The 24986-nt window shown below is 67.6% G+C and carries 28 protein-coding genes and 1 tRNA gene; 8 read left to right on the top strand and 21 right to left on the bottom strand.

The features are described 5' to 3' along the window. Positions 1-79: 79 nt before the first annotated feature. A tRNA-Glu gene (locus ABIE21_RS08505) sits at positions 80-152 on the bottom strand. 73 nt (positions 153-225) lie between these two features. Continuing rightward, positions 226-1221, bottom strand: a complete 996-nt coding sequence (locus ABIE21_RS08510; RefSeq protein ID WP_354024341.1) for an NAD-dependent epimerase/dehydratase family protein — start codon at positions 1219-1221, stop codon at positions 226-228. 162 nt (positions 1222-1383) lie between these two features. On the opposite strand from ABIE21_RS08510, the gene ABIE21_RS08515 reads away from it, so the two are divergent. Then, positions 1384-1809 (top strand): BLUF domain-containing protein, encoded by a 426-nt coding sequence (locus ABIE21_RS08515; protein ID WP_354024342.1) that lies wholly within the window; start codon positions 1384-1386, stop codon positions 1807-1809. A gap of 17 nt (positions 1810-1826) precedes the next feature. Here the strand turns inward: ABIE21_RS08515 and ABIE21_RS08520 are convergent, their stop codons facing one another. The 6 genes from ABIE21_RS08520 to ABIE21_RS08545 form a co-directional block, all read right to left on the bottom strand. After that, positions 1827-2333, bottom strand: a complete 507-nt coding sequence (locus ABIE21_RS08520) for a GNAT family N-acetyltransferase (RefSeq protein WP_354024343.1) — start codon at positions 2331-2333, stop codon at positions 1827-1829. Then, the gene (locus ABIE21_RS08525; protein ID WP_354024344.1) at positions 2330-3214 is read right to left on the bottom strand and encodes an alpha/beta hydrolase; all 885 of its coding nucleotides are present in this window, start codon (positions 3212-3214) and stop codon (positions 2330-2332) included. The genes ABIE21_RS08520 and ABIE21_RS08525 overlap by 4 nt, the downstream gene beginning before the upstream one ends. A gap of 32 nt (positions 3215-3246) precedes the next feature. Next, a complete protein-coding gene (locus ABIE21_RS08530) occupies positions 3247-4092 on the bottom strand; it encodes a PhzF family phenazine biosynthesis protein (protein ID WP_354024345.1) in 846 nt (281 codons plus the stop codon). Between the two features lie 56 nt (positions 4093-4148). Further along, on the bottom strand, positions 4149-5075 hold the full coding sequence (locus tag ABIE21_RS08535) for a YegS/Rv2252/BmrU family lipid kinase (RefSeq protein WP_354024346.1): 927 nt from the start codon (positions 5073-5075) through the stop codon (positions 4149-4151). Between the two features lie 107 nt (positions 5076-5182). Further along, positions 5183-7306 (bottom strand): copper-translocating P-type ATPase, encoded by a 2124-nt coding sequence (locus ABIE21_RS08540; protein ID WP_354024347.1) that lies wholly within the window; start codon positions 7304-7306, stop codon positions 5183-5185. Between the two features lie 2 nt (positions 7307-7308). Continuing rightward, the gene (locus ABIE21_RS08545) at positions 7309-7590 is read right to left on the bottom strand and encodes a metal-sensitive transcriptional regulator (protein WP_354024348.1); all 282 of its coding nucleotides are present in this window, start codon (positions 7588-7590) and stop codon (positions 7309-7311) included. 68 nt (positions 7591-7658) lie between these two features. On the opposite strand from ABIE21_RS08545, the gene ABIE21_RS08550 reads away from it, so the two are divergent. Next, the gene (locus ABIE21_RS08550) at positions 7659-8294 is read left to right on the top strand and encodes an MBL fold metallo-hydrolase (protein ID WP_354024349.1); all 636 of its coding nucleotides are present in this window, start codon (positions 7659-7661) and stop codon (positions 8292-8294) included. 238 nt (positions 8295-8532) lie between these two features. On the opposite strand, the gene ABIE21_RS08555 is transcribed toward ABIE21_RS08550, so the two are convergent. Both ABIE21_RS08555 and ABIE21_RS08560 read right to left on the bottom strand, forming a co-directional pair. Then, positions 8533-9306, bottom strand: coding sequence for an amino acid deaminase (locus ABIE21_RS08555; protein ID WP_354024350.1), 774 nt, complete (start codon positions 9304-9306; stop codon positions 8533-8535). A gap of 1 nt (position 9307) precedes the next feature. Then, on the bottom strand, positions 9308-9907 hold the full coding sequence (locus ABIE21_RS08560) for a dihydrofolate reductase family protein (protein WP_354024351.1): 600 nt from the start codon (positions 9905-9907) through the stop codon (positions 9308-9310). Between the two features lie 156 nt (positions 9908-10063). Here ABIE21_RS08560 and ABIE21_RS08565 point away from each other — a divergent pair, with 156 nt between their 5' ends. Both ABIE21_RS08565 and ABIE21_RS08570 read left to right on the top strand, forming a co-directional pair. Then, positions 10064-10684: a TetR/AcrR family transcriptional regulator gene (locus ABIE21_RS08565; RefSeq protein ID WP_354024352.1), complete on the top strand. Its 621-nt coding sequence runs from the start codon at positions 10064-10066 to the stop codon at positions 10682-10684. Further along, positions 10681-12366, top strand: coding sequence for an MDR family MFS transporter (locus ABIE21_RS08570; RefSeq protein ID WP_354024353.1), 1686 nt, complete (start codon positions 10681-10683; stop codon positions 12364-12366). The genes ABIE21_RS08565 and ABIE21_RS08570 overlap by 4 nt, the downstream gene beginning before the upstream one ends. Before the next feature lie 51 nt (positions 12367-12417). Here ABIE21_RS08570 and ABIE21_RS08575 read toward each other — a convergent pair whose 3' ends face one another. From ABIE21_RS08575 to ABIE21_RS08585, 3 genes are all read right to left on the bottom strand, one after another. Beyond that, positions 12418-12669: a hypothetical protein gene (locus ABIE21_RS08575; protein WP_354024354.1), complete on the bottom strand. Its 252-nt coding sequence runs from the start codon at positions 12667-12669 to the stop codon at positions 12418-12420. A gap of 28 nt (positions 12670-12697) precedes the next feature. After that, on the bottom strand, positions 12698-13678 hold the full coding sequence (locus ABIE21_RS08580; RefSeq protein ID WP_354024355.1) for a hypothetical protein: 981 nt from the start codon (positions 13676-13678) through the stop codon (positions 12698-12700). Positions 13679-13802: 124 nt separating this feature from the next. Further along, complete coding sequence (locus ABIE21_RS08585) at positions 13803-14150, bottom strand: cupin domain-containing protein (protein WP_354024356.1); 348 nt, start codon at positions 14148-14150, stop codon at positions 13803-13805. A 137-nt stretch (positions 14151-14287) separates the two neighbouring features. Between ABIE21_RS08585 and ABIE21_RS08590 the strand changes: the two genes are divergently transcribed. Together ABIE21_RS08590 and ABIE21_RS08595 are read left to right on the top strand one after the other, a co-directional pair. Beyond that, positions 14288-14716: a DUF2510 domain-containing protein gene (locus ABIE21_RS08590; protein WP_354024357.1), complete on the top strand. Its 429-nt coding sequence runs from the start codon at positions 14288-14290 to the stop codon at positions 14714-14716. A 96-nt stretch (positions 14717-14812) separates the two neighbouring features. Further along, entirely contained in the window at positions 14813-15607 is a 795-nt protein-coding gene (locus tag ABIE21_RS08595) for an SDR family NAD(P)-dependent oxidoreductase (protein WP_354024358.1), read from the top strand. A 50-nt stretch (positions 15608-15657) separates the two neighbouring features. Here ABIE21_RS08595 and ABIE21_RS08600 read toward each other — a convergent pair whose 3' ends face one another. Genes ABIE21_RS08600 through ABIE21_RS08610 form a run of 3 tightly spaced genes read right to left on the bottom strand, consistent with a single transcriptional unit; the run spans position 15658 to position 17978 of the window. Next, positions 15658-16239 carry a TetR/AcrR family transcriptional regulator gene (locus tag ABIE21_RS08600; RefSeq protein WP_354024359.1) on the bottom strand — a complete coding sequence of 194 codons (582 nt, stop codon included), beginning with the start codon at positions 16237-16239 and terminating at the stop codon, positions 15658-15660. A 9-nt stretch (positions 16240-16248) separates the two neighbouring features. Continuing rightward, entirely contained in the window at positions 16249-17172 is a 924-nt protein-coding gene (locus ABIE21_RS08605; RefSeq protein ID WP_354024360.1) for an alpha/beta hydrolase, read from the bottom strand. 2 nt (positions 17173-17174) lie between these two features. Beyond that, on the bottom strand, positions 17175-17978 hold the full coding sequence (locus ABIE21_RS08610) for an SDR family oxidoreductase (protein ID WP_354024361.1): 804 nt from the start codon (positions 17976-17978) through the stop codon (positions 17175-17177). A gap of 170 nt (positions 17979-18148) precedes the next feature. Here ABIE21_RS08610 and ABIE21_RS08615 point away from each other — a divergent pair, with 170 nt between their 5' ends. Further along, positions 18149-19015: an AraC family transcriptional regulator gene (locus tag ABIE21_RS08615; RefSeq protein WP_354024362.1), complete on the top strand. Its 867-nt coding sequence runs from the start codon at positions 18149-18151 to the stop codon at positions 19013-19015. A gap of 114 nt (positions 19016-19129) precedes the next feature. On the opposite strand, the gene kdpC is transcribed toward ABIE21_RS08615, so the two are convergent. From kdpC to kdpF, 4 genes are read right to left on the bottom strand one after another with little or no spacing between them, the layout of a single operon-like run. Next, positions 19130-19735: a potassium-transporting ATPase subunit KdpC gene (gene kdpC, locus ABIE21_RS08620; RefSeq protein WP_354024363.1), complete on the bottom strand. Its 606-nt coding sequence runs from the start codon at positions 19733-19735 to the stop codon at positions 19130-19132. Between the two features lie 28 nt (positions 19736-19763). Next, complete coding sequence (gene kdpB, locus ABIE21_RS08625) at positions 19764-21923, bottom strand: potassium-transporting ATPase subunit KdpB (protein WP_354024364.1); 2160 nt, start codon at positions 21921-21923, stop codon at positions 19764-19766. A gap of 3 nt (positions 21924-21926) precedes the next feature. Then, positions 21927-23600, bottom strand: coding sequence for a potassium-transporting ATPase subunit KdpA (gene kdpA, locus ABIE21_RS08630; RefSeq protein WP_354024365.1), 1674 nt, complete (start codon positions 23598-23600; stop codon positions 21927-21929). Continuing rightward, on the bottom strand, positions 23600-23689 hold the full coding sequence (gene kdpF / locus ABIE21_RS08635; RefSeq protein WP_354024366.1) for a K(+)-transporting ATPase subunit F: 90 nt from the start codon (positions 23687-23689) through the stop codon (positions 23600-23602). The genes kdpA and kdpF overlap by 1 nt, the downstream gene beginning before the upstream one ends. Positions 23690-24044: 355 nt before the next feature. Here kdpF and ABIE21_RS08640 point away from each other — a divergent pair, with 355 nt between their 5' ends. Next, positions 24045-24569, top strand: a complete 525-nt coding sequence (locus tag ABIE21_RS08640) for a hypothetical protein (RefSeq protein WP_354024367.1) — start codon at positions 24045-24047, stop codon at positions 24567-24569. A gap of 198 nt (positions 24570-24767) precedes the next feature. Here ABIE21_RS08640 and ABIE21_RS08645 read toward each other — a convergent pair. Then, a partial coding sequence (locus ABIE21_RS08645) for a hypothetical protein (protein ID WP_354024368.1) occupies positions 24768-24986 on the bottom strand: 219 nt, incomplete at its 5' end.

A 24986-nucleotide genomic window follows, 5' to 3' on the forward strand; every position in this document is an offset into this window, starting at 1 on the left:
CGCCGCCTGGTCGCGCCGGGCGTAGTTCGTGCATAAAAAATGCCCGGCCCCCTTGTAGAACAAGGGAACCGGGCTGTTGTGACCCCAACCGGATTCGAACCGGTGTTACCGCCGTGAGAGGGCAGCGTACTAGGCCGCTATACGATGGGGCCGAAAGCAACTAGATGAGTATGCCATACGCCGAGGGCACTCACAAACCGAGATGCCCTCGTATCTCGCCCGGGCTCAGAAGGGGCCGTCGAGCAGCGCTCGCTCCGTGGATTCGGGCAGCCCCACCACCGGTCGGTCGGGTCGTTGTGGGGCGACTCCCCCGATCGACGTCAGCCACGCCCAGGTGTCTGCGACGGTCTCGCCGAGCGGCCTGATCGCGAGGCCGGCGGCAACCGCCTTCGATACATCGCCGCGGTGCATGCCCTCCGCATCGGCACCCGGCGGAAGCCACACCGGCAGCCCGATCCACGGCTCGGCGCCGGCGGCGACGAGCTGTTCGGGGGTGAACCAGCGCAGCCGTGCCCCACTCCCGGTGGCGGTGGCGGTGACGCACGCTTGGAGCAGGTCGCGCATCGTCGTGGTGTCGGGCGGGCTCACGACGTTGACGGCGCCGGTCGCTGCCGTGTCGAGACCGAACCCGGCGAGGTCGCGGGCGTCGATGTACTGGATGCCCGCTTCCGCCGGTCCGGGCGCGACCACGTCGCCGCCACGGGCGATCCGCGACAGCCACCAGGGCAGGCGCCCGATGTTCTCGTGCGGTCCGAGCACGAGTCCCGCTCGCAGCAGCAGCGCGCGATCGCCGAAACCGGCGAGGGTGCCGAGCTCGCCGCCACGTTTGGCGCGGGCGTAGTCGTCGAAGCCGGTGTCGTCGGCCGCGCCGTCCACGACCGCCGCGCTCTCGTCGGCGAGCGCGACCGGCTCGTCGTAGACCGAACGGCTCGACACGTAGACGTACTTGCCGGCGCGTCCGGAGAGTCGAGCCGCGGCATCCGTCACCGCTCGCGGCGCCCACGACCAGGTGTCGACGACGATGTCCCACTCCCCCGCGCCGAGCGCGTCGAGGCCGGTCGATCGGGTGCGGTCGCCGACGAGGCCGGTCACGCCGGCCGACGGAGCGCGCGTGCCGCGATTGAGAACGGTGACGTCGTGCCCTCGAGCGAGTGCCTCGTCGACGAACGCACGACCCACGAACTCGGTGCCACCCAGGACCAGTACGCGCGTCGCTGTCATGGGTCCAGAGTGGCGCAGTCTTCGGCCGAGGCCTAGCGATTCCGCCGTCGGCAGATCGAGGCGGTCGCCGGATCGGGAGATTCGCCTCGCGTGTGTGACGATAGGACTGTCTGCGTCTCGCCGCTTCCTGCGGGTCTGTCGCGACGAGAACCGGAGGACGCCATGCTCTCGATCGCCTACGTCAGCGTGGCCACCACGCCGATGACCGACGACGAGATCGCGGACCTGCTGATCAAGTCGCGGCTCAACAACGCGCGCCACGGAATCACCGGGGCTCTCCTCTACCATCGTGACCGCTTCATCCAGATCGTCGAGGGAGACGACGCGACGGTACTCGCGCGCTTCGAGATCATCGCCGCCGACCCGCGGCACCGCAGCGTGCACAAGATGCGCGAGCGGCAGATCGGGGCGCGTCAGTTTCCACAATGGACGATGGGGTTCCGCTCCCTCTCCGACGAGTCGCTGAAGCAGCTGGACGGTTTCGAGGACTTCTTCGCCCGCACGGGCCGGGCGAGGCTCGAGCACGCCGACAACGAGGCACAGCAGTTTCTCGAGTGGCTCGGCGAGTACTGGCTGCCGCCGGCCTGAGTCACTAGCCCGTCTTCCTACCAGCCCAGCGCGAAGACGATGTCGTCGCCGAGCGCTTCTCCAGTGACCCGGTCGAGGTCGGGGCGTCGTTCGAGCCCGGCGGCGAGCGCTGTGCGCTGCGACCCGATGTTCGCGGGGGTCGTGTAGGCGATGAGCGGATGCGCCGAGTGCTCGTCGCGCCACAGGTCGACCGCGGCACACGCGACCTCGGTCGCGTACCCCTTTCCCCACGCTCGCGGCGTGTAGCGGTAGGCGAGGTTGAGAACCGTGCGGTCGTTCCATGTCGAGTAGCGGATCCCCGAGAAGCCGACGATCCCCTCGTCGTCGCGCACCGACCAGTAGCCGAACCCGTGCTCGTGCCACTGACCGAGCCACTCTCCGAACATGCGCTGCGCGGCCGACCGGTCGGTGAGCGGGCCTGCCGGGTTGAACTCGTTGGTGAGCGGGTCGGCGTGGATCTTCCACATCTCGTCGAAGTCGACGGCCGAGAGGCGGTCGAGGGAGAGACGCGCGGTGCGGGTCACGAGCCGGTAGCCAGGTCGAGGATGGCTCGCGCGAATTCGCGCGGCGCCTGCTGCGGAACGTTGTGGCCGACGCCGTCGAGTCGTTCCTGGCCGTAGGGCCCGACGAAGTGGTCGCGGTCGTCGTCGACGGGTCCGCCGAGCACGCCGTCGGCGCCGGTCTCCAGCACGATGGTCGGCACCATGATCGGCGGGGCCTCGGCGAGCGCCGCCTCGAGAGCGTCGTAGCGCGGATCTCCCTCGACCAGGCCGAAGCGGTGCCGGTAGGAGTGGATCACCACGTCGACGAAGTCGGGGTTGTGCAGACTGGGTGCAGACGCGGCGAAGGTCTCGGGCGTGAAGTTCCAGGTAGGCGACCAGTTGCGCCACAGCAGTTCGCACAGCTCGTCGCGGTTGCGTTCGAGTCCGAGCCTGCCGCGTTCACCGTGGAAGTAGTACTGGTACCAGTAGGTCGCCTCCCACGTCGGAGGTGCCGGTTCGTTGGCCGAGGCGATGTGCTGCACGGTGTAGCCGTCGACGGTGACGAGGCCGGTCACCCGCTCGGGCCGCAGGGCCGCGACGATGCACGCCGCGCGTCCGCCCCAGTCGAAGCCCGCGAGTACCACCCGGTCGATGTCGAGCGCGTCGAGCAGCGCGATCAGGTCGGCGCCGATGGCTGCCTGCTGCCCCGAGCGGGGCGTCGCGTCGTCGAGAAAGCGGGTGGGGCCGAAGCCGCGCAGGTAGGGCGCGATGACCCGGTGGCCGGCGTCGGCGAGAACCGGTGCGACCTCGTCGAAGGCACGCACGTCGTACGGAAAGCCGTGCAGCAGCACTACGGGTGCTCCGTCGTCGGGGCCCCATTGTTCGAACGCGATCTCGAGCACGTCTGTCGTCACGGTCTTCATGCGATCCCCACTGCTCATTTGAGCTGCACCATTCATGCGATCTCCACGGCCGATCCGTTGACGACGATGCCGCCGGCAGCCGGGATGTCGATCGTCAGAAGGCTCGGCCGGCCGACGTGGGCGCCCTGGTGGATGACCACGCGCCCCGGCGGTCTGCCGAGCGCGCGCAGGTAGCCGCCGACGGATGCCGCGGCGGAACCTGTCGCCGGGTCTTCGGTGATCACCCCGACCGGAAACAGGTTGCGGGCCTCGAATTCCGCATCGCCCACGACCCGCAGCGTGGTGACGGTGCCGGCCCAGCCCTGCGTGTCCATCAGCGAGCGCATGGCCGCCGGGTCGAATACGAACGAGTCGAATAACCGGCGGGAGGAGAAGACGAGAACCGGATGCCGGTTGCCGGCGAACGAGATGCGTGGCGGCAGTTCGGGGTGCAGATCGGAACGGGTGGCGCCGAGCAGTGCGAGCAGGCTGTCGAGCACGTCTCCGTCGATGTCGACGACCTCCGGCTCGACGCTCGTGAACGCCGCGGTGAGCTGCCCGCCTATGCGGGACGTCTCGATGGTGATCGCGCCGACCGGCGTCTCGAAGTCGAAGGCGCCTTCACCGTCGCGCGCGGCGAGGGCCACGGCGGTGGCGATCGTCGCGTGACCGCAGAACGGCACCTCGGAGATCGGCGAGAAGTAGCGCAGGCGGCTGCGGCGGGGGTCTTCGTCCACCGCGGATTCTGTGACGAAGGCCGTCTCGGCATAGCCGACCTCGGCCGCGATGCGCTGCATGTCGGCGTCGTCGAGCGCGGCCGCATCGAGCACGACGCCCGCGGGATTGCCTCCCTCGGGCGTGGAGGTGAACGCGGCGTAACGCAGGATCTCTGGGGGCATGGCTCCATGCTCGCAGCATCCGCCGACACCCGGCGTAGCCAATCCGCTTTCGGTGGCTACGGCATGAGGACGCGGAGCGCCCCCGGAACGATCTCGACGTCGACGGGAAGCAGCGACACCCGCTCGCCGTCGGCGTAGGCGGCGACGTTCTCGGCCTCGATGCGCACGTGCGTCGCCCGGTGCACGGTGACGCGCGGGTCGGTGAGATGGGTGCCCGCGAACACGCGCGGGAACACCCGCATAAACGCGATCCGCGACAGCGGAGTGACCACGAGCACGTCGAACAGGCCGTCGTCGACCACGGCGTTCGGTGTGACGCGCATGCCTCCGCCGATCGACTGGTTGTTTCCTACAGCGATGAGCGCGGCATCCGTCACCGTCTCCACCCCGTCGAGCACCAGCCGGTAGCGGATCGGGCGCAGCCGCGCGAGCTCGATCACGAGCGCGAGGAGATACCGGCTCTTGCCTCGGGGGTGGCGCAGCCGGTTGGCTCGCTCGTTGACGATCGCGTCGAAGCCGGCCGAGAGCACGCTGGCGAACCACGTGGTGGTCTCCTCGCCGGTCTCCGAGTCGAGGTGACGGATGCGCCCCGCGTCGATCGCGCGGGCCGGCCGCGCGAGGGCATCGACGAGCACGCCGATCGCGGCCTCGGTGTTGCCCACCGGGATGCCGAGCCCGCGCGCCATGTCGTTGCCCGTGCCGGAGGGGATGATGCCCAGCGGCACCTTGGTGTGCGCGAGCAGGTTGACGCCGAGACTCACCATGCCGTCGCCGCCGACGACGACGAGCGCGTCGGGCTTCTTCGCGATCGCACGGCGGGCCGAGTCACGCAACTGCTCGAAGTCCGGCTCGGTGAGGCTCGTGACGAGGTGCCCGAGGGCGCGGAGCGTGGCGACGACGGCCGGCCCCACCTCGCGGCTCTTGCCGAACGACGCGGACGGGTTGATGGCGACGACAATCGTCAGCGGCTTCGATGTCGGCACGGTTCATTGTGGCACCCCGCGCGAGTTGTCACTAACGGGGCGATCTCCACGCGTGGTACCCCCGTTAGCGACAACTCGCGGTCGAGCTTCGAGCGTGCCGGCCCGCCCTACAGCTTCACCCGCCGCAGCAGCTGCGCGTTCAGCGCCACCACGATCGTCGACACCGACATGAAGATCGCGCCGACGGCGGGCGACAGCAGGATGCCCGCGAAGAAGAGCGCGCCCGCGGCGAGCGGTATGCCGACCACGTTGTAGCCGGCGCCCCACCACAGGTTCTGCTGCATCTTGCGGTAGGTCGCCCGTGACAGCCGGAACGCGGCGAGCACACCCCTCGGGTCGCTCGAGGCCAGCACGATGCCGGCCGACTCGATCGCGACATCCGTGCCCGCCCCGATCGCGATGCCGACGTCGGCCTGCGCGAGCGCGGGAGCGTCGTTCACACCGTCGCCGACCATGGCCACGCGGGTGCCGTCCTTCTGCAGCTCGGCCACGACACCGGCCTTCTGCCCGGGCAGCACCTCGGCGAACACCTCCGTGATGCCGAGACGCGCGGCGACCCAGTTGCCGACCTCGCGCGAGTCGCCGGTGAGCATCGCGACGCGCACGCCGCTCTTCTGCAGCTCTGCGACGGCCTCCGCCGACTCGGGGCGGATCACGTCGGCGAGGGCGATGAGCCCGAGCACGGTGGTCTCGTCGAACACGAACACGACGGTGGAGCCACGCCCGGCGGCCTCCTTCTTCGCGAGCACGAGATCCGGGTCGAGCATGAGTCCGCGCTCGATCACGACCCGCTGGCTGGCGACCGTGATGCGGCGGCCGTCGACGAGGGCGGATGCGCCGCGACCGGCGAGCGACTCGAACTCCTCGGCGCGGGGAACCGTGAGCGACTGCGCCGCCGTGACGATGGCGCGGGCGATCGGGTGCTCCGACGACGCCTCGACCGCCGCGGCGAGGGAGAGGATGTCTCCGCTCGACGCCCCGCCGACCGCCAGGACCGTCGCCACGCCCTGCTTGCCCTCGGTGAGGGTTCCGGTCTTGTCGAAGAGCACGACCTGGATGTTGCGGGCGTCTTCCAGCGCGGCCCGGCTGCGGATCAGCAGGCCCTTGCGGGCGCCGATCGCGGTCGACAGCTGGGCGACGAGCGGGATCGCGAGGCCGAGGGCGTGCGGGCAGGCGATGATCAGCACGGTGACGACCCGCTCGATGACGAAGGCCGGGTCGTCGGGGCTGATGAGGGTCCAGGCGACCAGGGTGATCACGGCCGCGGCCACGGCGACGTAGAAGAGCAGTGCAGCGGCGCGGTCGGCGAGCACCTGGGCACCCGACTTGCTGGCCTGCGCGTCGGCGACCAGCTTCATGACGCCGGCGATCGCCGTGTCGTCGCCCGTCTTCGTGACACGCACCGTGAGCGCTCCGGAGCCGTTGATGCTGCCGGCGATAACGCCCGCGCCCTGCTGCTTGGAGACGGCGTTCGACTCGCCGGTCAGCAGGGACTCGTTGACGTCGGATGCGCCCTCGGTGACCTCGCCGTCGACCGGTACTGCGGCGCCGGGGCGCACGAGCACGAGGTCGCCGACGCTCAGCGATGCGACCGGAACGGTCATCACATGGTCGCCGTGCTTGAGGTCCGCTTCATCCGGAATCAGCTTTGCGAGCTCGCCGAGCGCGTTCTGCGCGCCCATGATGGCGCTCATCTCGACCCAGTGGCCGAGCAGCATGATCGTGATGAGGGTGGCAAGCTCCCACCAGAAGTCCATGCCGGGGAACCCGAGGAGCACCGCGAAGCTGTAGACCAGCGCGACGACGATCGCGAGGGAGATCAGCGTCATCATGCCGGGCTGCCGCGACCGCAGCTCCTGGATGCCGCCGCGGATGAAGACGAGACCGCCGTAGAAGAAGATGGTGATCGCGAACACGGCAGGGATGAACTGGCTGCCTGGGAAGCGCGGCCCGTCGAGCCCGAGGATGTCTTGCAGACCGGTGGAGAAGACGAGCGTCGGGATGGTGAGCACGAGGCTCAGCCAGAACTTACGACGGAACTGCGCCGGATCGTGGTGCGAGTGATCGCCGTGGTCGTGCCCGGCGTGGTGGTCGTGCCCGGTCGCTGAGCCTGTCGAAGCGTGGTCGTGGTGGTCGTGCCCGGTCGCTGAGCCTGCCTGCCCTGAGCCTGTCGAATGGGTCGAAGCGTCGACCGCCTCCGGAACGGCCGCGACCGAATGGTCGTGCTGCATTTCTACTCTCCCCTGTTGTTGTTGAGTTCGTACACCTTGAGCAATTCGGCGACGGCCATGTCCTGCTGGTCTCCCCCGGCGGCGAACATGTCGGCCACGTGCGTGCGTAGGTGGTTCTCGACGAGCAGCTTGTTGAGGCTGCGGAGGCTTTTCTGGATCGCGAGCGACTGCGTGATTATGTCCATGCAGTAGTCCTCGTTGTCGATCATCTTCTCGAGGCCGCGCATCTGCCCCTCGAGGATCTTGGTGCGGTGCAGCGCGCGCTTCTTTATTTCGTCGATCATGTCAATAGGATACCCCCGGGGGGTATATGGGTCAACCTCTCGCAGACCCTCGGGTTTATGGTCGTGACATGAAGCTGACCAAGCACGAACACGCCAATCTCGTGATCGAGAAGGCGGGTGAGACCCTCGTCGTCGATCCCGGCGCATTCACCACCCCGATGACCGAGCTGCGCGGCGTCGTCGCCATCGTCATCACGCACGAGCACCCCGACCACTGGACCCCGGAACAGCTCGACCGCATCCTCACGATGAACCCCGATGCGCGCATCTACGGTCCGCAGGGTGTCGCGATCGCCGCATCCGCCTATCCCGTCACCGTCGTGACCGACGGCGACCAGATCATGGCGGGCGGTTTCGATCTGAAGTTCTTCGGCGAGCGGCACGCCGTCATCCACGCGTCCATCCCGGTCATCGACAACGTGGGCGTGATGGTCGACGGCATCCTCTTCTACCCCGGCGACGCCTTCACCGTGCCGTCCGTGCCGGTCGCCGTACTGGCCGTGCCGTCCGCCGCCCCATGGTTGAAGATCGGCGAGGTCATGGACTACGTCGAGGCCGTCGCGCCGAAACGCTCCTTCCCCGTTCACGAGATGGTGCTCTCGACCATCGGCAAGGACATGAACAACGGGCGCATCAAGACGGCCACCACGCTCGGCGGCGGCGAGTTCTTCGTGCTCGCGCCCGGCGAATCGATCGACCTGTAGCATCCGGTCGCCCTCTCCTCCACAGGCGGGCGGTTGCCGGTATTCTCCACATGAAAATGCTGCCTGATCGGCTTTTTACAGGTGCGCTCCAATGTCGGTGGCCCTCGTCAGGATTCTGGCATGGACACCGCGATGGGCACCATCAGGCGGATCAGCGACCAGCTCGCTGATCTCGCCGCCGCGCGGGCGAGCGGGGTGATGCGTGCGGACGCGCTGCGCGCCGTCGACGTGTGCTTCGTCAGCCCTCGCGGCGCGACACCCGGCGGTCGACGAGTTGGGCGGATGCCACGTTCCGCCCGTCGATCGCGTTGTACCGCAGTCGCGGCACACCGGCCTCGATCGCCGCCAGCCAGGCGGCGCCGTCGCGATCGGATGCAGACCAAGCGAGCGGAAAGAGCGTGACAAGCAACAAGGAGCCCCCTGTTCCGACCGCGTAGAGCAGCGCGGTCGCTCCCGACCGGGCTTGCACGATGACCGTGCGGGCGAAGGTGTCGTGGGTGTCAGTCGCCGGCCCCGGCCCACGCTCGTCGACCCACATCAGGGTCGCATCTCCACCCGCCGGATCCTCGACGTAGGGCATCGCGACCGTGACGACGCGCTCCAACGGCGTCGAGTCGCGCGCCGCAGACGCTACGAACCACGGTGCGACGAACCAGGGAGCGAACGCGTCGTCCGGCAGGCCGAAGGCCCGGGCGACTCCCCCGCCGAGCCAGCGGTCACGCTTGCGACCGTACGGAGTGTCGACCGTCGAGAGCAGATAGCCGTAGACGTGCAGCAAGCCCGCATTGCCGATCGGCCACACGGCGTCGAGCCCCGCCATGCGGTGCAATTCGGCGAACAGCGCCTCCGAGATGACCGGCGAGCCCGTGTTCTCGTCGACGACGGTGGAGCGTCCCCACAACGAGAAGCGGTCCGCCGCGGCATCCGCCTCGACCTGCTCGGCGAGCCACCCGGGCACCGCCGCCGCGCGCTCCAGATCGGCGAGCGCTTCGGCGCGGTCGGGAGTGGACATCTCAGCGAGCAGCCGCGCCCTGAACCGGGAAGATCAGGTGCGTGACCCGCGCGGTCTGGATCAGCGTGGTCGGTTCGCCGAGCATCCACGACGTCCCGCCCGTGAAGTACGGGCGACCCGAGCCGAGCACCACCGGCGCCAGATCGATGCGCACCTCGTCGAGCAGACCGGCCTCGAGGGCCTGCGTGCCGATGTCTCCGGCGGCGACACACACGTCGCGCTCGCCCGCCAGCCCCCTCGCCCTAGCGACCGCCTCCGCGACCCCGCCGACGAAGTGGAAGTGGTCCGAACCGGGATAGTTCCAGTCGGCCGGCGCCTCGTGTGTCACGACCACGACGGGCACGCCCCACGGGTGCGTCCCGGTCCAACCGTCGGTGACGTCGAACAGCCGGCGCCCCACTACGAGCGCGCCGAGCCGCGCCGTCTGCTCGCGCAGATAGTCGGCCGAGTGGGCCGTCAGGCGGAAGGCGACCGATTCCGACGCGGTCGTCATCTCGACGTCGCCGGTCTGGTACCAGTCGAAGAGGGGGCCGGGATTGTCGTCGTCATAGGCGATAAAGCCGTCGAGCGACATCGACGCGGACGAGTACACAGTGGTCATTCCACACCTCCGGTTCTGCGCTCCACGGTAAGAGGTCGCGCCGCGCGCCGTCAACGGCCGCTGGACGACGACGACTGCACGACGTCGACGCGACGTTCTTTGCAGTTCTGCAAAGTTGCACTTGCGTAAGTTTGCTGATGGCGCAATAATAGTCCCATGACCTCCGAGACCCTTGGCCTGCGCGACCGCAAGCGCATCGAGACGCGTCAGCGCCTCGAGCGGTGCGCGGTCACGCTCGTGATGCGCGACGGACTCGAGAACGCCACCGTTGATGCGATCAGCGACCTCGCCGACGTCTCCCCACGCACGTTCTTCAACTACTTCGACAGCAAGGAAGACGCCATACTCGGCCTCCGCGACGTCGAGATCACCGACGAGGCGATCGCCGGACACATCGCGGCGCATCCCGATGTCGACCCGGTCGAGTCGATCGTGCGACTCATCGTCACCATGTTGGGCACGTCGATCGCCGAGCGCGAGGTGCGTGCCACCCGTCTGGAACTCGTGGCGAGGCATCCGCAGCTCATGGGCCGCCAGTTCGCCCAGATGACGCGCATGGCGGAGCGGCTCACGAACGCGGTCGGCGCGATCCTCGCGCGCGACGCGCGATTCGCCGACGCCGACGCCCCGACGGCCGAGCTCATGCTCGCTATCTGCGGGGCCGCCGTGCGCGTCGCCGTGATGGAACTCGCTGCCACCCACAGCGACCCCGACCCCGAACTTCTGCAACAACGAGCCGTCGAGCTCGTCAGAGAGGTAGTACAGAAACTCCAATGAGCACCGCACACACCGAAGCGCAGCCCACAGCGCAACCAATGGGCGATCCGGCGATGAAGCGCAACATCCTGCTGGTCTTCGCCGGCCTCATGGTCACGATGCTGCTCGCGTCGCTCGACCAGACCATCTTCTCTACCGCCCTCCCGACCATCGTCGGCGAGCTCAACGGCGTCGACCACATGCTGTGGGTCACGACCGCCTACATCCTCGCCTCGACGATCATGCTCCCGGTCTACGGCAAGCTCGGCGACCTGATCGGTCGCAAGGGCCTGTTCATCGGCGCCATCGCCCTGTTCATCGCCGGCTCCGTCGTGGGCGGCCTCGCCGGAGACATGACCTGGCTCATCGCCGGCCGTGCTATCCAGGGCCTCGGCGGCGGCGGACTCATGATCCTGTCGCAGGCGATCATCGCCGATGTCGTGCCTGCCCGCGAACGCGGCAAGTACATGGGAATCATGGGCGGCGTCTTCGCGCTCTCCTCCGTGGCCGGACCGCTGCTCGGCGGCTGGTTCACCGAGGGCATCGGCTGGCGGTGGGCCTTCTGGATGAACATCCCGCTCGGCATCCTCGCGATCGTCTCGGCCGTCGTGTTCCTCAAGCTGCCGAAGGTCGCCCACGACAAGCCGCGCATCGACTTCACCGGAATGGGCCTGCTCGCGATCGCCTCCACGTGCCTCGTGCTCGTCACCACCTGGGGCGGAACGACCTACGACTGGGACTCGCTCGTCATCATCGGGCTCATCGCCGGCTTCGTCGTCACCGCCATCGCCTTCGTGATGGTGGAGCGCACCGCCGCAGAGCCGATCATGCCGCTGCACCTGTTCAGGGACCGCAACTTCAACCTCACCACCATCGCCGGCCTGATCACGGGAATCGCGATGTTCGGCGCTCTCGCCTACCTGCCCACCTACCTGCAGATGGTCACCGGCGTCAACGCGACCGAGGCCGGCCTGCTGATGATCCCGATGATGGCGGCACTGCTCGTCTCGTCGATCGTCTCCGGCCAGCTCGTCAGCCGCACCGGCCGCTACAAGTGGCTGCCCATCGTCGGCACATCGATCGTCGCCGTGGCCCTCGCGCTGATGTCGACCATGACACCGACGCTGCCGATCTGGATCCTGTGCTCCTTCCTCGCCCTGATGGGGCTCGGCCTCGGCATGAGCATGCAGATCCTCATCCTCATCGTGCAGAACTCGTTCCCGGTGCGCGAGGTGGGGACGGCGACCGCGTCGAACAACTACTTCCGCCAGATCGGTGCGTCGCTGGGCGCCGCGATCGTCGGCAGCCTCTTCGTCGCACGCCTCACCGACCTGCTCGCCGACCGCATGCCCGCGGGCGCGGCCGACGGCGGCGGATCGAACTCCTTCACCCCGGCGATCGTTCGTGATCTGCCCGATGCGGTTCGCGAGATCATCGTGGGCTCGTACAACGACGCGCTGACTCCGGTGTTCCTGTACATGGTGCCGCTCGTCGTCGTCGCCGTGATCCTGCTCTGCTTCGTGAAGGAGAAGCCGCTGGCGACAACGATCGAGCGCGACATCCTGCCGGAGTCGCTCGAGGTCGACGGCGCATCGAGCGTGGCTCTGGCCACAGCCGCGATCCCCGCGGTCGATGCTGCCAATTCGGAAGCCCCGGTCGACGCGCACGACTCGGCGAGCGCCGCGCGCAGCGACCGCGTCTGACCGCCTGAACTAGCGACGGGCTCCTCCCCATGCGGGAGGAGCCCGTCGCTGTCAGCCGCCGTCGGGGCCGGCCCCGGAGTGGCCCTCCCGCTCCCTCTCTCGAACGATGCGGTTCATTCGTCGGTGGTTGATGACCCCGACCACGACGATGAAGCCGAGGGCGGTCACGCCCACCGTCGTCTGCATCCAGCGCTCGCCCCACAGCCAGGCCGCGAGGGTCGCGAACAAGAGCAGGCCGGTGATCGTCCAGTACAGGCGCCCGTAGGTCTGTCGGCTGGCCTCGTCGAACGCCGTTGGCCGCATTCTCGTGTCCGATCCTCTCATCGCCACGTCAGGCATAGCACCGGATGTACGCGGGGTGCGGGTAGGAGACGAAGTTGGCCTTCCACACCCGGTAGCCGATGCACTCGCCCCGGGAGAGCGCGATGCTGGCCATCGCCCACGCCCCGGTGAGCACCGACACGCAGACCGGCGCGCCACCCCCGAACACCGCACACGGCCCACCCGCGTAGAGCACGTTGGCCGCGAGACTGCGCGTCTCGCCACGAGTCAGCTCCAGGGTGCACCACAGGCTGTCACAGCGCACCCGCGGATCGGCCACCACGGGGTAGGCGGCACCCTCGTGGCTGACCGTCTGGGTGAGAATGTTGCCGTTGACCGAGTACGACGTCGGCAGCTCGGCCCCCGTCGCATCCTTCGCCCACGCCGGGGCGACCGCGTTCACGAAAGTTCCGTCCGCGGTCAGAACGTCGACTCCTCCGCCCTCGCTCGGCGACAGCACCGCCGGCTTGCCGTCGACCGCGAACGCGAACCGGTAGGCGGCGGGCGCGTCTGGTCCGGTGATCACGGCGTAGCCGGCGTTGCCGCCCGTGCTGGCCTTGCTGAGAGCTATCGTCGAGTCGGACGTGTTGGCGTAGACGGCGAGCCCGGACGGGCTGAGCGCCTTGGCCGCGCCCGCCTTGCCGTCGATCACGGGGGTGATGCTGAGCGTGCTCTCGCCCGACGGCACGGTCAGGCCCGTCTTGATCGACACGCTCGCGGCGCTCTTGGTGGCGGGCGCCGGAAGCCCCGGTGAGGCGCCTCCGGCCGCATCGGGGCTCGCGAGCTTCGGCGCGCCAGCCGACGCCACGTCGGTCACCGCGCCGGCATCGCGCAGCACCTGCTCGACGGCGGCCGCATCGACACCCGCGGCGTGTGCCGGGCTGGCCGTGAGTGTCGATGCGGTGATCGTGAGTGCCGCGATCGCCGCGAGGACGACCGTCTTCTGCGACCGCCACAGCGACGCGCGGGACGAGGTTTTTGAACTGTTCACAACTCTGCTCCTCTTGTCTTGTCGGATCCCGGCACGGGCACGACGCTAAGCGAGCAGTGTGGTCTGTGGTGATGATCCCGCGAAAACGGGCAAAGAATTCGGGCGGCCTGTGGATAACCCGCCTTCAGCCGGGAAGGTCGGCCCAGTCCTCCTGGATGATGCGGGGCGACGGGTGGATGTTCACCATCAACGACACGTGGTCAAAGCGGTTCTTGAACTCGTGCCACGCGCCAGCAGGCACCACCGCGATGGTTCCGGAACGGAGCATCCGCACCTCTCCGTCGATGATCGTCTCGATGTCGCCGTCGAGGATGACGAACGTCTCGTCGTAGGGGTGCCGGTGCTTGTCGGCTCCCTTTCCCGGCTGGTTGCGAACGACGAAGAACGAGACGGATGACCCGTGCCCGTCGCCCTCGAATCGTGCTGATCCGCCCACCGTGGCGGCGATGCTCTCGATGTCGATGATCTCCATGCCCGATCGTAGGACCGTGCAGCGAGTGCTGTCATCCTGTCGAAGCGACGTTAAACGAGATAATGCATCACGAAAGGCGCTACGACCGCTAACGTTGGGTCGCCCCAGCTTCCCCAGCGATCGACCCGAGGATCCCCATGACCGAGACGCCCGCCCTCACTCCGCCGCCCGGCTGGTACGCCGACCCGCAGTTCCCCGGAACGGAGCGCTGGTGGTCGGGGCAGAGCTGGACCGCGAATGTGCAGCCGGCCGGTCGCGCCCTCGCCGGCATCCCCTACTCGCCGCAGGTCTCTGACAAGCCGACCTGGAAGTCGATCGCCCCGGCCGTGACCGCCTTCACGTTCGGAATCATCTCCCTCGCGCTCAACGCCTTCCTGCTCGCCACCGTCGTGGCGATCGCACGCGGCGTACAGGCGCTGAGGCGGGCACGGCGCTCCGAGCTCGACGGCGACGCGCCCCACGGCCGCGCCTTCGCGTGGTGGGGCATCGGGCTCGCCGTGGCCGGAATCCCGATGGGCGCGTTCCAGACCTGGCTCGTCGTCACCTCGTGGGCGACGATCCTGTAGTTCGCGCCGCGCAGTCTGCATTACCCCAACCGCCTGTCGGTCGACGTGGCTCATCGTGATCGACACGAGCACGCAGCATCCGCCTAGGCTCGAATCATGAACATCGATCTCGACGGCACGACCGCACTCGTCACCGGATCCACGCAGGGAATCGGCCTGGCCATCGCGACGGGGCTCGCCGCGGCGGGCGCCCGGGTCGTCGTCAACGGCCGCAGCGAGTCGAGCGTGCAGCGCGGCATAGCCGAGCTACGCGCTGCGGTGCCCGAAGCGGACGTGATCGCCCTCGTCGCCGACATCAGCACAGAGGAGGGCAGCGCGACGGCCCTCGAGGTCGTGCCGGACGTCGACATCCTCGTCAACAACCTCGGCATCTTCGGCGCGAAGCCCGTGCTCGAGATCGACGACGAAGAGTGGAAACGCTACTTCGACGTCAACGTGCTCACCGCCGTGCGCCTCACCCGCCTCTACCTCCCCGGCATGATGCAGCGCCACTGGGGACGGGTGCTCAACATCGCGAGCGACTCGGCCATCGTCATCCCGACCGAGATGGTGCACTACGGGGTGTCGAAGACCGCCCTGCTCGGCGTCTCCCGCGGCTACGCCAAGGAGGCCGCGGGAACCGGCGTCACGGTGAACTCGGTGATCGCCGGCCCGACTCACACCAAGGGCGTCGAGGACTTCGTCTACGAACTCGTCGACCCGGCGCTGCCGTGGGACGAGGCGCAGCACGAGTTCATGATCAAGCATCGTCCGCAGTCGCTCTTGCAGCGCCTCATAGAGCCGGAGGAGATCGCGAACCTGGTCGTATACCTCAGCTCGCGGTTCGCCTCAGCGACCACGGGTGCCGCGGTGCGCGTCGACGGCGGCTACGTGGACTCGATCGTGCCCTGAGTCGGCGCAGCGTCGGCGATCCCGAACGGATGCCCCGTTCCTGACGCCCTCTAGCGAACATCGCCCGTCGGCCCACACAGGTCCTCGAGAGCGCGCTCCCGAAGGAACTCGATGACCGACGGCTCAGGCGCGCCCAGGTAGTCCGAGACGTGGAGTGCCGCGGTGACGTAGAGCATCGCCGCGGAGTTGACCGAGGCCCACGCGAGTTGAGCCGCCTCCCCCGCGGGAAGTCGAAGCCTGCCGGCCGCCTCGAGCGCGGAGATCTGCTCCGCGACGATGGCGAACGCCTGTCGGGCGGCAGGTATCTCGACGCCCTGGAACAGCCGGGCCATCATCGCGGCGTAGATCAGCGGACGGTCGGCAGCGAAACGGACGTAGTCGTCCCACCCTTCACGCAGCGCCGTCTCCGGATCCGCCGTAGCACCGGCCGCTGCCACCTTCGCGTCGAGGAACTGCCTGAACGCTTCCTCGACGGCAGCGCTCAGCAGGCCGTCCGCGCTGCCGAAGTGGTGGTACAGGGTCGGCGCCGTCACGTCCGCGATGGCGCACACGGCCCGGGTCGAGAACTGCGCCGAGCCTTCCCGTTCGAGAAGCGTGAGGGCCGCCGCGATCAGGATCTCGCGCTTGGACATTACCCGACCCTATCTCAGGGCATATCCGAGTGCATCGCGCTGCGCCTCCCAGAAGCGGCGTGACACCGGCTTTTTATCGAACAGCACGTCGAATCCGTGGAACGCGCCCTCGACGACGACGAGCTCGACGGGCACGCCGGCTCGCCGAAGACGTTCGGCATAGTCGACGCCTTCGGAGTGGAACAGGTCGAGGGTGCCCACGCCGATCCATGCCGGAGGCAGCCCCGACAGATCCGTGCGGCGAGCCGGCGCCGCGTAGTGGGAGACGTCGGCACCGCCTGCCTCTTCACCGAGATACGCGCTCCAGGCGTAGCGATTGCTTCCCGGTCGCCAGAAGCGTGCGTGTCGGGTGTCCAGATCCGTGCGGAGAACCGTGCGGTCGTCGAGCATGGGGTAGACGAGGAGCTGGAAGGCGGGCGGGATGCGGCCGCGGTCGTGAGCGACGAGAGCCGTGGCCGCTGCGAGTCCCCCACCAGCGCTCGCGCCGCCCAGAGCGATGCGCTGCGGATCGATGGCCTGCTCGGCGGCGTTGTCGACGAGCCACTCCACCACCGCGTAGCAGTCCTCGACTGCCGCGGGCGCGGGCGACTGCGGCGCCAGACGGTAGTCGACCGAGACGACGGCGATGCCGAGTTCGCGCGCGAAGGCGACATTCGAGTCCTCCTCCGACAGGTGGTTTCCTAGAATCATCCCCCCGCCGTGCATCCACACGAGTACGGGGATGTCACCCGTCGCCGCCGTCGGCCTGTACATGCGAACGCTCACCTCGGGCGCGCCCTGAGGTCCGGGGATTCTGAGATCGGTGACGATCATGTCGCGTGGCGGCGCGGGTGAGCGCACCGGCATGCGGTTCGCCAGTCGCGCCAGGCGCGGTCCGATGTCGACGGGCGGGAGGAAACGGCCCATCGCGAGATCGCTGTGGAAGACCGACACGATCAGCCGAACATAACAGTGGATGCGAAGGCCTGAGTCGTCTCTTCGCCGAACCCGACCATCATCGCCACGTACTCTTTCGCAGTCGCATCCGTGAGGTAGCGGACACGCGTCTTTCCGTCGGTGGCGGCCCCGAAGACTACGGCGGCCGTTCCTTCGGCCGTGGAGAACAGCTCGGCGGTCGCCGGGTCTCCGAATGCCGCGAAGACCTCTCCGAGGTGGACCGCATAGGCGTCGCTCTGGACGACGGTGCCGGCGACCATCAGATTGGTGTCGACGATGCCGGGCACGATCGTCTTGACCCGGATGCCGAACTCGTCGAGTTCGAGGTTCAGGCCGAAACTCCAGCGCTCGAGTCCCGCCTTGGCTGCGGAATAGACGGACATGAACGGCGCCGGAAGCATCGCCGTGAGCGACGTGGTGTTGATGACCGTGCCGCCGCGTCGCTCACGGAAGTGCGGCAGGAACGCCTGGGTCACGCGGATCGGGCCGAGAAGGTTCACGGCGATTTGAGCGTCGAGCTGTTCGTCGGTGTATTCCTCCACCGGCCCGAAGAGAACGGCGCCGGCGTTGTTGAAGAGCACATCGACATCGAAGCGGGAGAGGATGTCGGCTGCGACCGAGCGGATCTGCCGCGGGTCGGTCACGTCGAGCGTCACCGTCTCGATGTTCTCTATCGCGGCGAGTTCGACGTCGTCACCGATGCTGCGTGAGGCGGCGATGACCTGCCAGCCCCTCTCTGCGAAGAGTTTCGCCGTCGCCTTGCCCATGCCGGAGGAGGCTCCCGTGATGAAGATCGTGCTCATCGTGTTCCCTTTTCTGTGTGGTGAGAAGCTGTGTGGTGAGAGACCGAGGCCCTTATAGCGATGCTATAGGAATGACTATAGCACCGCTATAGCGAGCGCGACTAGATCGGACCGCGATAGTAGGGTGCCGATCTGGATGACCCGGAAGTGTGGGTGTCGAAGGGAGAACCGTGATCGCTGAACTGAACAGGCTCGTCGAGCTGGTCGAGGAGCGTCTCACCGACGACCTCGACGTGGCCGGGCTGGCGACAGGGCTGGGCACGACGGAGTACCACCTCCGACGGATGTTCTCGTCGCTGGCCGGGATGCCCCTGTCGGAGTACGTCCGGCGTCGGCGGATGGCGGTCGCAGCGGCAGACGTTCTCGGCGATGAAGACCTGTTGAGCATCGCCGTGCGCTACGGCTACGGCTCGACCGAGGCGTTCGGTCGTGCGTTCAGATCGGTGCACGGCGTCGGCCTCGGCGACGTACGGCGAGACGGCGGCCCCCTTCGTACACAACCGCAGATCAGGTTCCGCCTGACAGTAGAAGGGAACATCACCATGGACGCGCGCATCACAGATCGAGCGGCGTTTCGACTCATCGGCCACGCCGGACGCGTGCCCCTCATCCGCGAGGGCGTCAATCCTCACATCCAAGCGCACATCGCTTCACTGCCCGCGACGGAGCACGAGCGGCTCAAAGGGCTGGGAGACACCGAGCCCGCGGGCCTGCTCCAGGTCAGCGCCGACGTCGATCCGGACTACACCGAGGGCAGCGAGCTGACCTACCTGCACGGAGTCGCCGTCACCGGTGCAGCGGACCTCCCCGACGACCTCGATGAGATCGAGGTACCCGGCGGCACGTGGGCGGTGTTCCGCACCGAGGGCGAGTACCCCGCTTCACTGCAGGCGATCTGGGCGGCCACGGCGACGGACTGGTTTCCGTCGAATCCCTGGCGGCTCCGCCCGGGGCCCTCCATAGTCGCCATCCTCGAGCGCACCGAGGACTTCAGTGCAGCTGTCTGCGAGCTGTGGCTCCCGGTAGAACGCGACTGATCGACGGAACGCGCCCGATCGACAGAACGCGCCTGATCGGCGAGGTGGACACGAGAGGGGCGGCGCCGAGTAGCACTCGGCACCGCCCCCTTTCTCTAGCCCTTCAGCTCGTCTCTAGCCCTTCAGCTCGGCGAGGGCGATGTTCAGCTCGAGCACGTTGACGGTCGGCTGACCCAGGTACCCGGCGTCAGGCGCCTGGATCTTCGATTCGACGAGCTCCCTCACGGCCGCCGCCGGCAGGTCGCGGGCCTCGGCGACACGCTCGACCTGCAGTCGGGCGTACTCGGGGCTGATGTGCGGGTCGAGACCCGACGCAGACGCGGTGAGCGCGTCAGCGGGGATCTCGGCGGGATCGATACCCTCGAGCTCGGCGATCGCGGCCTTGCGGTCGGTGATCGCGGCAATCAGATCCTCGTTCTCCGGACCATAGTTGCTACCGCTAGACGCCGAGGCGTCATAGCCGTCGCCGGCGGCCGACGGACGCGACTGGAACCACTCGGGGAGAGCGGCCCCGTCCTCGTCGGTGAACGACTGGCCGATGAGCCGCGAACCGATGGTCTCCCCGTCGACCCGGGTGAGCGATCCGTTGGCGTTGGCGTTGAGGGCGAGCTGACCGACGCCGGTGACGACGGCCGTGTAGCCGATGCCGAGCACCGCCGTGAAGATGAGCATGGCCCTGATGGCGACCCAGTACTGACGGGCTGCTGTTCGTGGTGACATGTGTGTTCTACTTCCAGTTCTCTTGGGTTCAGAAGCCGGGGATCAGAGTGATCACGAGGTCGATGATCTTGATGCCGACGAACGGCGCGATGATGCCGCCGAGGCCGAAGACCAGGATGTTGCGGCTCAGCACCTTCGACGCCGACAGCGCCCGGTACTTCACTCCCCTGAGCGCCAACGGGATCAACACGACGATGATGATCGCGTTGAAGATGATGGCCGACAGGATGGCAGAAGCCGGAGAGTGCAGGCCCATGATGTTGAGCAGGCCGAGCCCCGGGAACACTCCGGCAAACATCGCCGGGATGATCGCGAAGTACTTCGCCACGTCGTTGGCTATCGAGAAGGTCGTCAGTGCGCCGCGGGTGATGAGCAGCTGCTTGCCGATGCGCACGATGTCGATGAGCTTGGTCGGGTCGGAGTCGAGGTCGACCATGTTGCCGGCCTCTTTCGCGGCCGACGTTCCGGTGTTCATCGCCACGCCGACATCCGCCTGGGCGAGTGCCGGGGCGTCGTTGGTTCCGTCACCGGTCATCGCGACGAGGTTGCCGCCGTCCTGCTCCTTGCGGATCAGGGCGAGCTTGTCCTCGGGAGTCGCCTCGGCGAGGAAGTCGTCGACCCCGGCCTCGGCGGCGATCGCCTTCGCGGTCAGCGGGTTGTCCCCCGTGATCATGACGGTGCGGATGCCCATCGTGCGAAGCTCCGCGAACCGCTCGCGCAGGCCGTCCTTCACGATGTCCTTGAGGTAGACGACGCCGAGGATCTGCCCGACTCCGTCCGCGCTCTTGGTGGCCACGACCAGCGGTGTACCGCCGGCGTTCGAGACTTTCTCGATGTAGCCCTCGAGCTCTTCGTGCTCGCTGCTCGCCAGACGCCTGCCCTGCTCGACCCACGCGATGACGGCGGAACCGGCACCCTTGCGGATCTGCGAGCCGTCGGGCAGGTCGAGTCCGCTCATCCGCGTCTGAGCGGTGAAGGGGACGATCTCACCCGCGGTGATCTCGTCGTTCCGGAACCCCCGCGTCAGGGCGAGATCGACGATCGACTTGCCCTCCGGCGTCGGGTCGCTGAGCGACGACACCGCGGCCGCATGCACCAGCTCCGTGTCATCCACCCCCTTCATCGCGGTGAATTCGGCCGCCTGGCGGTTGCCGTAGGTGATCGTTCCGGTCTTGTCGAGCAGGAGGGTGGTGACGTCTCCGGCGGCCTCGACGGCGCGGCCCGACATGGCGAGCACGTTGTGCTGCACCAGCCGGTCCATGCCGGCGATGCCGATCGCGGAGAGCAGCGCCCCGATGGTTGTCGGGATGAGGCAGACCAGCAGTGCGATGAGCACGGGCACGCTGACGGACGCGTTCGAGTACCCGGCGATCGGGTTCAGCGTGAGAGCGACCATGACGAAGACGATGGACAGGCTCGCGAGGAGGATGTTCAGGGCGATCTCGTTGGGCGTCTTCTGGCGGGAGGCGCCCTCGACCAGTCTGATCATGCGGTCGACGAAGGTCTCGCCGGGCTTCGACGTGATGCGGATGACGATCCGGTCGGAGAGCACGCGTGTGCCGCCGGTGACGGCGCTGCGGTCGCCACCGGACTCGCGGATGACGGGCGCCGATTCGCCGGTGATGGCCGACTCGTCGACCGAGGCGATGCCCCAGACGATGTCACCGTCTCCGGGGATCAGGTCGCCGGCCACCACCACCACGACGTCGCCGAGCGTGAGGTCGGCCGAGGAGACGGGTGCGGTGACCGCGCTCTGCGCCGACGGGTCGCCGCTCTCGTCGTAACCGGTGAGACGGTTGGCGGTGGTGCTCGTGCGGGTCTTGCGCAGGCTCTCGGCCTGGGCCTTGCCCCGGCCCTCGGCGACCGATTCGGCGAGGTTGGCGAACACCACGGTGAGCCACAGCCAGACCGCGATGCCCCAGGTGAAGGACGCGGGCACGGTCGACCCTCCCGACTCGGCTGCTCCCCCGAGGAAGGGTTCGGCGATCGCGAGGATGGTCGTGTATGCCGCCCCGATCTCGACGATGAACATGACCGGGTTACGCCACATCTGACGCGGGTCGAGTTTGCGCAGCGCTCCGGGGAGGGCGGCGATCAGTTGGGCAGCGGTGAATGCGCTCTTCTTGGTTGTGGAGTGCGCCTCGTCCGATTTCTGCTCCGGGACGGGTGTTTGTGTGAGTACGGACATGGTTTAGTGCAGCCCTTCAGCAAGCGGTCCCAAGGCCAAAACGGGGAAGTAGGTGAGCGCGGTGACGACGACCGACACTCCGAGGAGCAGTCCGACGAACTGCGGTCGGTGGGTGGGCAGGGTTCCGGCGCTTGCGGGAACCCTGTCCTGAGCGGCGAACGATCCGGCCAGAGCCAGCACGAACACGATCGGTAGGAACCGTCCCAGCAGCATCGCGACTCCGAGAGCGGTGTTGAACCACGGGGTGTTCGCTGTCAGCCCGGCGAACGCCGAGCCGTTGTTGTTGGCCGCGGAGGTGAACGCGTAGAGCACTTCGGAGAAGCCGTGCAGCCCGGGGTTCCAGATCGAGGTCGCCATCACGTCGTCACGCACCGCGGGGATCGCGAAGCTCAACGCGGTTCCGACGAGCACCAGGGTGGGGGTGATCAGGATGTAGATGCTGGCGAGCTTGATCTCCTTCGGCCCGATCTTCTTGCCGAGGTATTCCGGCGTGCGTCCCACCAGGAGTCCGGCGATGAACACGGTCACGATCGCCAGCACCAAGAGGCCGTAGAGGCCGGAGCCCGTTCCGCCGGGCGCGATCTCGCCGAGCATCATGTTGATCATCGCCATCATTCCGCCGAGCGACGTGAAGGAGTCGTGCATGGAGTTGACGGCGCCGGTCGAGGTGAGCGTGCTCGTGGATCCGAACAGCGTCGAGCCCCAGATGCCGAACCGGTCTTCCTTGCCTTCCATCGCTGCTCCCGCGAGCCGCGTGGCGGCACCGCCGGTGAGGGTCTCGAAGAGCGTCATCGCGGTGAGCGACACGGCGAAGATGGTCGCCATGACCGCCGCGACCGCGACGCCCTGCCGCTTGTCGCCGACCATCGTGCCGAAGGTGCGCGGCAACGCGAACGGAATCGCCAGCATGAGCACGACCTGGAAGAGGCTGGTCCACGCCGTCGGGTTTTCGAACGGGTGCGCCGAGTTGGCGTTGAAGAAGCCACCGCCGTTCGTGCCGAGGAGTTTGATCGCCTCCTGCGACGCGGTCGGCCCGCCCGGGACGGTCGCGGCGCCGCCGGTGATGGTTGTGACGTCGGTGAATCCCGCGAAATTCTGGATGACGCCGCCGGCGATCAACACGATGGCGGATGTCGCGGCCAAGGGCAGCAGCAGGCGCAACGTGCCGCGGGTGAGGTCGACCCAGAAGTTGCCGATGGTGCCAGACCTGCGCCGTGCGAGGCCACGGATGAGGGCGACTGCGACGGCGATGCCGACCGCCGCGGACACGAAGTTCTGCACGACCAGTCCGAGGATCTGGACCGAGTAACCCATGGTCACATCGGGCGAGTACGACTGCCAGTTCGTGTTCGCGACGAACGACGCCGCCGTGTTGAACGACAGCCCCTCGGGGATGGCGGGAAATCCGAGGGAATAGGGCAGGATCTCCTGCGCCCGCTGGATGCCGTAGACGAACAGCACGCCGATCAGCGAGAAGACCAGGACGCTCCGCAGATACGACATCCACGACTGCTCGGACTGCGCATCGACGCCGATGAGGCGGTAGAAGACCCGCTCGACGCGGAGGTCTCTGTTTGTGGTGAAGATGCGGGCCATGTAGTCGCCGAGCGGGCGGTACAGGGCGACGATGATCACGACGACGGTGAGGATCTGGAGGATACCGAAGAGCACAGTCATCAGAATTTCTCCGGTTTCACGAGCGCGAATACGAGGTACACGAGGGCGGCGACGGCGAGAACCGCGGCGACGATGTCAAAGGCGATCACAGCCTCTCCACCCCCCGGGCGACCAACGCGACAACCGCAAACACGGCTATCGCGGCGAGGACGTACACAATGTCGAGCACTGACAACTCTTTCCTGAGACGGAACTTCTAAACCCCGATCGGGATCCGGCGCCAACGGGAGGCACAGCAGATCAGTAAATACCCGCTCAGAGAGGCAATGTCTCGTCCTCATGGACTCCTTACGGAGGGTCGCGGAACCCTAACGGGTTCCTAACGACGGCCGGTCGGCGGCGCTCGACCCGGAGCGCATGGGAGTTGTAAGGATGTTCGGGTGGGGCGTATGGGTCTCGTTAGCACCGGCCGAGCCGGGGGTCGGGGAGCGTAGACCTGAGTCCATGACCCTCACCCGCCTACTGCCCTCCCTGCGGCGCACGCTTTCCGACCCGATCTCCCACGACCTCTGGCCGGAGGCGACGATCGTGACCACGACCGATGTCGTGGTGTCCGGCATCTCGCTGCTCCGGCTCGTCGAGGTGTGCGGCACACCCTGCATTCACAGCGGAGCCGCAATCGTGCCTGGAACGAACGGCCGTCCGTCGGACACCGCCAAGACCGCCGTGCTCGTCGTACGCGTGACCGACGTCATGCTTCGAGCGTCGGGCGATACCGTGATCGAGACCGATGCCCGCCTCGACAACCTTCGTCTGATCTGGTCGGAGACGCGGCTCATCAATCGCGCATCCACCGCACACAGCGGGGTCGCGCTGATTGCAGGACGCCCGGTCGACCAGGAGCTCGCCTTCACCGCGGACGTGGCATCCGTCGACCTGCCCCTCGATCTCACGGTCGGCGACCTGTTAGCCATACCGAGCCGGTCGTTTCCGGGACACCAGCCCGCCTGGCTCTCCGCTCTGGAATAGACCGCCTCATAGCCACTTCTTCGCCGTCACCTGAAACAGATACCGACTCACGTCGCGTGCAGAGCGACGGGCGAGGCCGCCAGCTGCGGGGGCAGGCTTGATCGACGGCATCGTGTATAGCGGCACCCGTATATTTCGAGTGCATAGCGTCGCCGATCTGATCAGCACGGGATCGGCGCGCCCAATATGTGCTGTGGGTCAGAACGGCATCTCCTGGTCGGGGTCGTCGGGGGTGTTCCAGCTGTTCGCGGCCGTTGTCTCGGTGGTCGTCGTCTCGCCGGCCGTGGTTTCGGGGGCCATGGCTTGGACGAATGCTGGCGACAGTCGGCGGTGTGGTGCGACTTTTCTGATCCGGCCGCAGGGTGAGACCCACATCTTGTCGCCGTCGGGGAGTTTGACCATGGTCCACCGGGTGTT

Source organism: Conyzicola nivalis (assembly GCF_040548875.1).
Taxonomy (GTDB): Bacteria; Actinomycetota; Actinomycetes; order Actinomycetales; family Microbacteriaceae; genus Conyzicola; species Conyzicola nivalis_A.

Bases quoted from the DNA above. Each gene is read 5' to 3' on its own strand.
- ABIE21_RS08545 (WP_354024348.1), bottom strand. From the start codon at position 7,590: ATGATCGACGAAATAAAGAAGCGCGCGCTGCACCGCACCAAGATCCTC.
- ABIE21_RS08640 (WP_354024367.1), top strand. From the start codon at position 24,045: ATGACCCTCACCCGCCTACTGCCCTCCCTGCGGCGCACGCTTTCCGAC.
- kdpB (WP_354024364.1), bottom strand. From the start codon at position 21,923: ATGTCCGTACTCACACAAACACCCGTCCCGGAGCAGAAATCGGACGAG.
- ABIE21_RS08565 (WP_354024352.1), top strand. From the start codon at position 10,064: ATGACCTCCGAGACCCTTGGCCTGCGCGACCGCAAGCGCATCGAGACG.
- ABIE21_RS08555 (WP_354024350.1), bottom strand. From the start codon at position 9,306: ATGTCCACTCCCGACCGCGCCGAAGCGCTCGCCGATCTGGAGCGCGCG.
- ABIE21_RS08585 (WP_354024356.1), bottom strand. From the start codon at position 14,150: ATGGAGATCATCGACATCGAGAGCATCGCCGCCACGGTGGGCGGATCA.
- ABIE21_RS08530 (WP_354024345.1), bottom strand. From the start codon at position 4,092: ATGCCCCCAGAGATCCTGCGTTACGCCGCGTTCACCTCCACGCCCGAG.
- kdpC (WP_354024363.1), bottom strand. From the start codon at position 19,735: ATGTCACCACGAACAGCAGCCCGTCAGTACTGGGTCGCCATCAGGGCC.
- ABIE21_RS08575 (WP_354024354.1), bottom strand. From the start codon at position 12,669: ATGCGGCCAACGGCGTTCGACGAGGCCAGCCGACAGACCTACGGGCGC.
- ABIE21_RS08560 (WP_354024351.1), bottom strand. From the start codon at position 9,907: ATGACCACTGTGTACTCGTCCGCGTCGATGTCGCTCGACGGCTTTATC.
- ABIE21_RS08515 (WP_354024342.1), top strand. From the start codon at position 1,384: ATGCTCTCGATCGCCTACGTCAGCGTGGCCACCACGCCGATGACCGAC.
- ABIE21_RS08550 (WP_354024349.1), top strand. From the start codon at position 7,659: ATGAAGCTGACCAAGCACGAACACGCCAATCTCGTGATCGAGAAGGCG.
- ABIE21_RS08590 (WP_354024357.1), top strand. From the start codon at position 14,288: ATGACCGAGACGCCCGCCCTCACTCCGCCGCCCGGCTGGTACGCCGAC.
- ABIE21_RS08525 (WP_354024344.1), bottom strand. From the start codon at position 3,214: ATGAAGACCGTGACGACAGACGTGCTCGAGATCGCGTTCGAACAATGG.
- kdpA (WP_354024365.1), bottom strand. From the start codon at position 23,600: ATGACTGTGCTCTTCGGTATCCTCCAGATCCTCACCGTCGTCGTGATC.
- ABIE21_RS08595 (WP_354024358.1), top strand. From the start codon at position 14,813: ATGAACATCGATCTCGACGGCACGACCGCACTCGTCACCGGATCCACG.
- ABIE21_RS08610 (WP_354024361.1), bottom strand. From the start codon at position 17,978: ATGAGCACGATCTTCATCACGGGAGCCTCCTCCGGCATGGGCAAGGCG.
- ABIE21_RS08570 (WP_354024353.1), top strand. From the start codon at position 10,681: ATGAGCACCGCACACACCGAAGCGCAGCCCACAGCGCAACCAATGGGC.
- ABIE21_RS08600 (WP_354024359.1), bottom strand. From the start codon at position 16,239: ATGTCCAAGCGCGAGATCCTGATCGCGGCGGCCCTCACGCTTCTCGAA.
- ABIE21_RS08540 (WP_354024347.1), bottom strand. From the start codon at position 7,306: ATGCAGCACGACCATTCGGTCGCGGCCGTTCCGGAGGCGGTCGACGCT.
- ABIE21_RS08510 (WP_354024341.1), bottom strand. From the start codon at position 1,221: ATGACAGCGACGCGCGTACTGGTCCTGGGTGGCACCGAGTTCGTGGGT.